1 protein-coding gene is annotated in these 797 nt (G+C 67.0%); it reads right to left on the bottom strand.

Annotated elements, in window-relative coordinates:
- A partial coding sequence (locus tag LK493_RS10075; protein ID WP_227790926.1) for an IS110 family transposase occupies nucleotides 1–670 on the bottom strand: 670 nt, incomplete at its 3' end.
- Nucleotides 671–797 lie beyond the last annotated feature (127 nt).

Below are 797 nucleotides of genomic sequence, written 5' to 3'. Positions count from 1 at the left end.
TCCTCCACCTGGGCTTGCGGGCCTCGGCCTCGACGAGCCCCTCGAGCCTCGCCTTCTCCTCCGCCGCCCGCCTGACCGCGTCGACGTAGTAGGCGAGCACCTCCTCGTCGGCCCTCTCCGCGAACCCTATCGACTCGATCCAGGACCAGTGCGCCCGGGTCCAGTTGCCCTTCCTGCGGCCGGTGGGCGTCCTCTCGTCGAAGACGAGCCCGTGCCTGAGCAGGAACTTGGAGAGCCGCTGCTTCGAGCGCGAGAGGTCGTCCCTCGCGTCCTCGAGCGCCCTGGTCAGGTCGCGGGCGGCCTCGCACTCGTCGTCGGGGACCCACACCTCGACCACGTTGCCGACCGACAGCATGCGGGCGAGGAACTCGGCGTCGTTGCGGTCGTTCTTCCTGCGCCTGTCCGCGCTGGGCTTGATCATCTTCGAGACGGCGCCGACCACGCAGTCGACCCCCAGGCCGGAAAGCCTCTTCTGCAGGTCGAAGCCCGTGACCCCGGACTCGTACACGCACCTGGCCCTGGGGTCCACGGAACGGACCCACTCCGCGACGGCGCCGGCGTCGTAGCCGAAGGTCGCGGCACGTACCTCCCCGGTCATGACGTCGAGGGAGACGGCCTTTATCGAGCGGGCGTGGACGTCGAGTCCGACGAGGGTGGTAGTATCGAGCATGGGAGCCCCTTCCATGAATGCGGCGTGGCCGCCACGGCTGAATTAGACACTCACCATTGTCGGCCTAATCCGCGGTCTTTCATGCAGCAGGGGCTCTCAATGTTTTTATGTCCTGCTCATATCGTCT

The organism is Collinsella aerofaciens, assembly GCF_020709435.1.
Classification (GTDB): Bacteria; Actinomycetota; Coriobacteriia; order Coriobacteriales; family Coriobacteriaceae; genus Collinsella; species Collinsella aerofaciens_AU.
The sequence above is the reverse complement of the archived record's forward strand: the minus strand, read 5'-3'. Positions and strand labels throughout refer to the sequence as shown.